Raw genomic sequence first — 7,982 nt, 5'->3', positions numbered from 1 at the left:
CTTCTAATGACCGCCAGTTAGAAATTTACTCTAATGAACTTTTTGGGATAATGGCAAAGGCGGATCTGAACCTGGAGGCGACAGCAATTATACCGTTTTATGTGGGAGTGACGTTGACAATTCACACAGTGGATGCTCATCGTATGGCGACAGCGGGTGCAGCGGATGCGGAGGATGTGGCGGTGATTAAGGCCCTGTTGGCAATATTTCAAAATTGATTACCTTCGCAAAATGACAAATGAAGCTATTGAAGCCGCTAAAGAACTGCTGGCCACCCCAAAAAAAATAGTAATAATACCACACCGCAACCCTGACGGCGATGCCATGGGCTCCACACTGGGCCTGTACCATTTCCTGAAATACAAAGGGCACCAGCCCACGGTTATTTCCCCTAATGAGTTTCCTGATTTCCTGTCATGGCTGCCCGCATCGGATACAGTGATGACTTTTGAGGCCGACAAAGAAAAGGCTTCAGGGATACTGAAAGAAGCAGAGCTTATATTTACGCTTGATTTTAACCACCTGGGGAGGACAGGTGAACAAATGGAACAGGCACTGAAAGACATAACTGTACCCTATATAATGATAGACCACCACCAGATGCCCGATACTTATGCTACTGTTGCCTTTTCAGACACCGCTTATGGCTCTACCTGCGAAATGGTTTACCACTTTATAAACGCTATTGGTGAGTCATCAGCGATTGACAAGACCATAGCTACCTGCCTGTACACTGGCATTGTTACCGACAGCGGCTCGTTCCGTTATCCTTCCACAACAGGCACCACACACCGCATTGTGGCAGAATTTATTGACAAAGGCATTGACAACAGCCGTATTCACAGCCTGTTGTTTGACAACCACTCACCCAACCGTATACAAATTTTGGCAAAGGCTTTGCAAAACATAAAAGTATTGCCTGAATATAATGCATCATACACATGGCTAAGCCAGGAGGAACTTAGCAGCTTTAACCACGCCAAAGGCGATACCGAAGGGATTGTTAATTATGGGCTTAGTATAAAAGATATAGTGTTTACGGCTTTTTTTACTGAAAATAAAGAAGAAGGCATCATTAAAATATCTTTCCGGTCTACGGGTGATTTTGACGTGAACAAATTCGCGAGGCAATACTTTAACGGCGGCGGGCACGTTAATGCTGCAGGCGGCAAATCAACCGATACGCTTGAAGCTACCATAAAAAAATTTATTGCTACTTTAGCAGAGATTAAAAAAGGATAAAATGAAAAAGATGACCCTATTGTTGCTGGTTTTAGGCAGCATAATTACCGGATGCTCCCAGCAGCAGGCACGTAAGCCTGTATCGCATTCGTCCGGTACGTTTATGAAAGAATCCATTGCCAGGAATAAAAAGCTGGTTGCCAGTGAAGAATCTCTTATAGATTCCATCATAAAAAGCAATCCCAATATTAAATACATTGCTTCAGATAAAGGCTACTGGTACCATTATGATGTAGAAAACAAGAATGACACCATAACTCCCAAGCGCGGTGATGTGGCCTTTTTTAATTATGAGGTAAAAGACCTTAAAGGTAACGTAATCTACTCTGAAGTGGAGCTGCGGCCACAGGTTTACTATGTGGATAAAGAAAATATCATGATGGGGCTGCGCCATGGCATCAAGCTGATGAACGAAGGGGAAACCGTAACCTTCCTTTTTCCCAGCCACATGGGCTATGGCTACCATGGCGACAATAAAAAAATTGGCATCAATGAGCCGCTTATGTGCACTGTAACGCTAAATGACATTAAACCAGAAAGTGAAGTAAAGACAACTAATAATTAAATGAAACCAATGACAAGTTTATTTCTTAGCCTTGTTGCCATGTTATTTTCATGCAACACTACAAACACCCCACCGCCTGATGCAGAGCTTGGCGAAGGCCTGTATGCCGAAATCCAGACCAACAAAGGGAAAATTGTTTTACAGTTAGAATACAAAAAAACACCCCTTACCGTAGCCAATTTCGTAAGCCTTGCCGAAGGCACGAACGACATGGTTACAACACCAGGAAAAAAAGGCAAGCCTTTTTATGACGGAATAAAGTTTCACAGGGTCATAAAAAATTTTATGATACAGGGTGGCGACCCTAACGGAGACGGTACAGGTGGCCCGGGTTACAAGTTCGCCGATGAAATAACCGACCTGAAGCATGATAAGGCAGGCATCCTTTCAATGGCTAATGCCGGCAAGGCTACTAACGGCAGCCAGTTTTTCATTACCCATAATGCCACGCCACACCTTGATGGGCTGCACACTGTTTTTGGCCATATAGTGCAGGGGCAGGATGTTGTAAATGCTATTGAGCAGGGCGACGAAATGACCAGTGTTAAAATTTTGCGTATTGGTAAAGAAGCCAAAAAATTTGATGCGCAAAAAGTATTTAAAGAATATTACCTAAAAGCTGCCGAAGAGCAGAAAAAATTACAGGATGCCTTGGCCAAAACAAAAGCAGATAAAGTAGCTGAACTGGCACAAATAAAAGCAGGGGCTACTAAAACTGCTTCGGGCCTGCAATACAAAATTACACAAAAAGGCAATGGTGGCAAGCCACTGGAGGGTTCCACGGTATATATCCACTATGCAGGCTATTTTGAAGATGGTATGCTGTTTGATTCAAGCCGGGAAGAAATTGCGAAGCAGTACGGTAAGCATGACCCTGCGAGGGCCGCAGCCAACGCTTATACGCCTATTCCCTTCGCTGTAGGAACAAAATCAGGCATGATACCCGGATTTATAGAAGGTATAGAAAAATTAAATGTTGGTGACAAAGGTGTTATTTTTATCCCGTCCCATTTAGGTTATGGCGAAAGAGGCGCCGGAGGGGGGATTATACCACCCAATGCTAATCTTATATTTGAACTGGAAGTACTTGCTAAACCGCAATAATAAAAAAGGCCTTATTGAAGGCCTTTTTTATTATACACTATCTGAATTTCCACTCAAATTCATCTTTATTATTAATGATGGCCCCAAGTTCCACTTTTATTACCTCATCAAATTCCACCTGGAAAATAATCCAGTTGTCCTCATTAAAGTAGTTATCGGACGCATCAAAATTTTCCTTTACAAAATCCCTGATTTTGTTATCGGCAGCAAACTTTTCCACATCGGGCCACTTCTGTCCTATTATCTTCTGTCCTGCAAATTCAAGTGCGGGATTGGATGATATTATGTACCCCAGCCTGAAATCTTCATCATGGTAAAAAGTAAGGCGCAGTTTAAGGGCGTTATAGATGTATATAATATTTTTGTCCTCATCCTTATACACACTGTCCGGCTGGCCATAAACAGCCTGTACATCCTTTTCCTTCATCCCGAAAAGAAGTTCGCCCACACCTGATTTCAAATTGATTTTCATATGTTTATCTTAATATTCAAAAAAACCATATTCGCTGGTAATTGTAAGTTTTTTAATGTCAGCAGCCTCCACCCGTCCCACAACCTGGGCATCCACATTGAAGGATTTTGAGATAGTAATGATATCATCGGCAATTTCCTGTGGTACATAAAGTTCCATCCGGTGCCCGCAGTTGAACACCTGGTACATTTCCTTCCAGTCGGTGCCGCTTTGCTGCTGTATGAGCTTAAACAACGGCGGAACCGGGAACAGGTTATCTTTTATAACATGAACATTATCAACAAAATGAAGCACTTTTGTTTGTGCACCGCCACTGCAATGCACCATGCCGTGGATGTCCTGTGGCGTATACTTTCCAAGTATTTTCTTTATTACAGGGGCATAAGTACGTGTTGGCGAAAGTACCAGCTTACCGGCATCAACAGGGCTGCCTGCAACTGCGTCTGTCAGCTTTACCGTGCCTGAATATACCAGTTCCGCAGGCACCGAGGCATCAAAGCTCTCCGGATATTTTTGGGCCAGGTAATTATCAAAAACATCATGCCGGGCCGACGTAAGGCCATTGCTGCCCATGCCGCCGTTATATTCTCTTTCATAAGTCGCTTGTCCAAAAGACGCCAGCCCCACAATAACATCACCGGGCCTTATGTTGGCATTGTCAATAACATCAGCGCGTTTCATGCGTGCCGTTACTGTGCTGTCAACTATAATAGTACGCACCAGGTCGCCTACATCGGCCGTTTCCCCACCGGTAGAATGTATAGTTACACCAAAGCCTTTCAGTTCTTCGATAAGTTCTTCCATGCCGTTTATGATGGCAGAGATAACCTCGCCGGGCACAAGGTTCTTGTTGCGGCCTATGGTGCCGGACAGCATAATATTATCAACAGCACCTACACACAACAGGTCATCAATGTTCATAATAAGGGCATCCTGTGCAATACCTTTCCATACTGAAATGTCACCTGTTTCCTTCCAGTAAAGGTAGGCGAGTGATGATTTTGTACCCGCTCCGTCAGCGTGCATAATGATACAATATTCTTCATCTCCGGTTAAGTAATCCGGCACTATTTTACAAAAGGCTTTCGGAAAAAGCCCCTTATTTATGTTTTTAATGGCATTATGCACATCTTCCTTAGCGGCGGAAACACCCCTGAGGCTATAGCGTTTGCTGGTATCGGAACTCATGTAGTGTAGTTTGTGTTGTTGAGGGCAAAGATAAAGGTATTGCAATAACAGCGCAATGTTTGGGCGGTAAAGTACCTGTAGTAACCCATTACCTTAAATTTAAAAACCCCCTGGGAATGCCAGAGGGTTGTATCACGTTGATTATTAAAAAACAAATATTGGCCTTTCGCTCATCATTTCATTAACCTCATCGGCTATCTGCTCCAGCAGCCCTTCATTAGTATGGTCAGCGATAACCCTGTCAATCATATCTACAATGGTTTCCATATCGGCCTCAACCAGCCCCCGGGTAGTGATTGCAGCGGTACCTACACGGATACCTGAGGTTACAAAAGGTGATTTGTCATCAAAAGGTACCATGTTCTTGTTTACTGTGATTTCAGCTTTTACAAGTGCGTTCTCTGCCTCTTTGCCTGAAATATTTTTATTCCTAAGGTCAATAAGCATCATATGGTTGTCCGTGCCGCCTGAAATTATATTGTAATCCCTTTTTACAAAGGCTTCGGCCATAGCTTTGGCATTTTTCTGCACCTGCAATGCATAACGGAAAAACTCATCCTTAAGCGCCTCGCCAAAGGCAACCGCCTTGGCAGCAATAATGTGCTCCAGCGGCCCACCCTGGTTACCCGGGAATACAGCAGCATCAAGCAGGGATGACATCATCCTTATTTCGCCTTTAGGCGTTTTGATGCCGAATGGGTTTTCAAAATCTTTACCCATCATTATCATACCACCACGCGGGCCGCGAAGGGTTTTGTGCGTGGTTGTAGTAACTATATGGCAATGTGGTATAGGGTCATTTAGCAGTCCTTTTGCGATTAGCCCCGCTGGGTGCGATATATCGGCAAGCAGCAATGCGCCAACACTGTCAGCAATTTCACGGAAACGTTTAAAATCCATATTGCGGGAATAAGCTGATGCACCGGCAATGATAAGCTGCGGCTTTTCGCGTTCAGCTATCTCCTGTATCTTATCGTAATTTAGCAGGCCTGTTTCCTGTTCCACCCCATAAAATACGGGGTTATAAAGCCTGCCCGAAAAGTTTACCGGCGAGCCATGCGTAAGGTGGCCACCGTGAGAAAGGTCAAAGCCCAGTATTTTATCGCCCGGCTTAAGGATGGCATGGTAAACCGATGCGTTTGCCTGCGATCCCGAGTGCGGCTGGACGTTTACGTACCCGGCGCCAAAAAGCTCTTTAGCCCTGTCTATGGCTATCTGCTCTATTATATCAACTACCTCGCAGCCGCCATAGTAGCGTTTACCGGGGTATCCCTCTGCATATTTATTGGTAAGTACGGAACCCGCGGCTTCCAGCACCTGGTCACTCACAAAATTTTCTGATGCTATTAGTTCTATACCCTGTACCTGCCTTTCCTGCTCCTCAAGTATCAGGTCAAAAATCTGTGTATCGCGTTGCATTATATAATTTTTCGTTAATTTGCTTTCAAAAGTACAAAAAACCTTTGGTAAAACGTCCACTAAAAGTATATTTGATACGTTAATAAAACGCAAAACAAACACTCAGAAAAATGCCTATAACAGCAAATGACCCCTCCAGGAAATCATGGCTTCATGTACCCTCAGACAGTGATTTCCCTATACAAAATATACCCTTTGGGGTATTTATAACTAAAGACGATGTGGTTACTATCGGTACACGCATCGGCGACTATGCCATTGATCTTGGCGCTCTCCAGCAATTGGACTATTTTGAAGGTATAGAGCTTACTGATGATATGTTCATGCAGGACACCCTGAACGATTTTATATCTGACGGAAAAAAAACCTGGAGACTGGTACGCAATCGCATAGCAGATATTTTTGATGCCAATAACCCTAAATTGCGCGATAACAAAGCCCACAGGGAAGTAGTGGTTTTTAACATCCAGGATGTTGAAATGCAGCTGCCGGTACTTATTGGCGACTATACGGATTTTTATTCGAGCAAAGAACACGCTACCAACGTAGGCAAAATGTTCCGTGACCCGGAAAATGCCTTGCTGCCTAACTGGCTGCACCTGCCTGTGGGCTACCACGGGAGAAGCAGCACCATAGTCCCTTCGGGTATACCGGTACACAGGCCTATGGGGCAAACCTTGCCCAATGGTGAAACACAGCCTGTTTTTGGCCCGTCAAAACTGGTAGATTTTGAGCTTGAAATGGCTTTCATCACTACCGATGCCAACATTATGGGCGAGCCAATACCTGTAGAGGAAGCCGAAGATCATATTTTCGGGATGGTACTGTTTAATGACTGGAGCGCACGCGACATCCAGAAATGGGAATATGTGCCGCTTGGGCCTTTCCTGGCTAAAAACTTCGCTTCATCTATGTCGCCCTGGATTGTTACCATGGATGCGCTGGAACCGTTCCGCTGCAAAGGCCCAGACCAAAACCCGCAGCCGCTGGAATACCTTAGGCAGGAAGGCGAAAAAGCGTTTGACATCAACCTGCAGGTAATCCTAAAACCCGAAAGTGGCGAAGAAAATATTATATGCAACTCCAACTTTAAATACCTGTACTGGAGCATGGCGCAGCAGCTGGCGCACCATACTGTAAACGGCTGCCGGGTAAACAGCGGCGACCTCATGGGCAGCGGCACCATAAGCGGGCCTACGCCCGATAGTTTCGGATCCATGCTGGAGCTTACCTGGGGCGGCAAAAACCCCATCAGGCTGAGCGACGGCACAGAACGTAAATTTATTAATGACGGTGATTGCATCATCATACGCGGCTACTGCCAGAATGATAAAATAAGGATAGGCTTCGGCGAAGTGGCAAGCACACTACTCCCACCCTACAGCAGGAAATAATTCTCAGGGGCTGTCGTGATTCGATAGCCCTTTTTTATTGAAACACCTTCCGCCCATAGTTATCCGGCAGCTTTAAGTTTGGGCGTAGGAAAAAGTACCCTAAAAGCTATAATTAAGATTTTGAATCTGGAGCAGGAAACACAGCGCATTTCTACCGGCGTCTCTNACTGCCAGAATGATAAAATAAGGATAGGCTTCGGCGAAGTGGCAAGCACACTACTCCCACCCTACAGCAGGAAATAATTCTCAGGGGCTGTCGTGATTCGATAGCCCTTTTTTATTGAAACACCTTCCGCCCATAGTTATCCGGCAGCTTTAAGTTTGGGCGTAGGAAAAAGTACCCTAAAAGCTATAATTAAGATTTTGAATCTGGAGCAGGAAACACAGCGCATTTCTACCGGCGTCTCTTCCCGCTGTCCGCTTTATCTCCCCGCCGCGAAAGCAGGCGGCGGGGAGGATGCCGCTTCCATCGGGGCTAGGCCCGGGCGGCAGGGACTCACCGGCCTGCCTCCCGTATACCGGCAGCCCTGGCAGAAGAAAAACCTGTCTTCCACATTTTTCAGTTTTTCATACAACGTGAAAACAACCAAAACAAAAA

At 45.1% G+C, this 7,982-nt stretch carries 8 protein-coding genes; 5 read left to right on the top strand and 3 right to left on the bottom strand.

The genetic code is table 11. The features are described 5' to 3' along the window. The 4 genes from CHU92_RS15815 to CHU92_RS06750 all read left to right on the top strand — a co-directional run. The coding region (locus CHU92_RS15815) for a hypothetical protein (RefSeq protein ID WP_165764601.1) at positions 1 to 218 on the top strand (218 nt) is incomplete at its 5' end. Between the two features lie 13 nt (positions 219 to 231). Beyond that, entirely contained in the window at positions 232 to 1,242 is a 1,011-nt protein-coding gene (locus tag CHU92_RS06760; protein ID WP_094413890.1) for a DHH family phosphoesterase, read from the top strand. A gap of 1 nt (position 1,243) precedes the next feature. Then, positions 1,244 to 1,807: a gliding motility-associated peptidyl-prolyl isomerase GldI gene (gene gldI, locus CHU92_RS06755; RefSeq protein WP_094413888.1), complete on the top strand. Its 564-nt coding sequence runs from the start codon at positions 1,244 to 1,246 to the stop codon at positions 1,805 to 1,807. Further along, entirely contained in the window at positions 1,808 to 2,911 is a 1,104-nt protein-coding gene (locus tag CHU92_RS06750; protein WP_165764600.1) for a peptidylprolyl isomerase, read from the top strand. It abuts the gene before it with no gap. Between the two features lie 37 nt (positions 2,912 to 2,948). Here CHU92_RS06750 and CHU92_RS06745 read toward each other — a convergent pair whose 3' ends face one another. From CHU92_RS06745 to glyA, 3 genes are all read right to left on the bottom strand, one after another. Beyond that, the gene (locus tag CHU92_RS06745; RefSeq protein WP_094413886.1) at positions 2,949 to 3,383 is read right to left on the bottom strand and encodes a hypothetical protein; all 435 of its coding nucleotides are present in this window, start codon (positions 3,381 to 3,383) and stop codon (positions 2,949 to 2,951) included. A gap of 9 nt (positions 3,384 to 3,392) precedes the next feature. Beyond that, positions 3,393 to 4,571, bottom strand: coding sequence for an AIR synthase related protein (locus CHU92_RS06740; protein WP_094413884.1), 1,179 nt, complete (start codon positions 4,569 to 4,571; stop codon positions 3,393 to 3,395). 144 nt (positions 4,572 to 4,715) lie between these two features. Continuing rightward, positions 4,716 to 5,990, bottom strand: coding sequence for a serine hydroxymethyltransferase (gene glyA / locus CHU92_RS06735; RefSeq protein WP_094413892.1), 1,275 nt, complete (start codon positions 5,988 to 5,990; stop codon positions 4,716 to 4,718). A gap of 110 nt (positions 5,991 to 6,100) precedes the next feature. On the opposite strand from glyA, the gene fahA reads away from it, so the two are divergent. Continuing rightward, positions 6,101 to 7,384: a fumarylacetoacetase gene (gene fahA, locus CHU92_RS06730; RefSeq protein ID WP_094413883.1), complete on the top strand. Its 1,284-nt coding sequence runs from the start codon at positions 6,101 to 6,103 to the stop codon at positions 7,382 to 7,384. Positions 7,385 to 7,982: the final 598 nt, after the last annotated feature.

The organism is Flavobacterium cyanobacteriorum (assembly GCF_002251835.1).
GTDB classification, from domain to species: Bacteria; Bacteroidota; Bacteroidia; order Flavobacteriales; family Flavobacteriaceae; genus Flavobacterium; species Flavobacterium cyanobacteriorum.
Note: the sequence above shows the minus strand (reverse complement) of the source record. Positions and strands in the feature narration are given on the sequence as shown.

Bases quoted from the DNA above. Each gene is read 5' to 3' on its own strand.
- gldI (WP_094413888.1), top strand. From the start codon at position 1,244: ATGAAAAAGATGACCCTATTGTTGCTGGTTTTAGGCAGCATAATTACC.
- CHU92_RS06740 (WP_094413884.1), bottom strand. From the start codon at position 4,571: ATGAGTTCCGATACCAGCAAACGCTATAGCCTCAGGGGTGTTTCCGCC.
- CHU92_RS06760 (WP_094413890.1), top strand. From the start codon at position 232: ATGACAAATGAAGCTATTGAAGCCGCTAAAGAACTGCTGGCCACCCCA.
- CHU92_RS06750 (WP_165764600.1), top strand. From the start codon at position 1,808: ATGAAACCAATGACAAGTTTATTTCTTAGCCTTGTTGCCATGTTATTT.
- glyA (WP_094413892.1), bottom strand. From the start codon at position 5,990: ATGCAACGCGATACACAGATTTTTGACCTGATACTTGAGGAGCAGGAA.
- CHU92_RS06745 (WP_094413886.1), bottom strand. From the start codon at position 3,383: ATGAAAATCAATTTGAAATCAGGTGTGGGCGAACTTCTTTTCGGGATG.
- fahA (WP_094413883.1), top strand. From the start codon at position 6,101: ATGCCTATAACAGCAAATGACCCCTCCAGGAAATCATGGCTTCATGTA.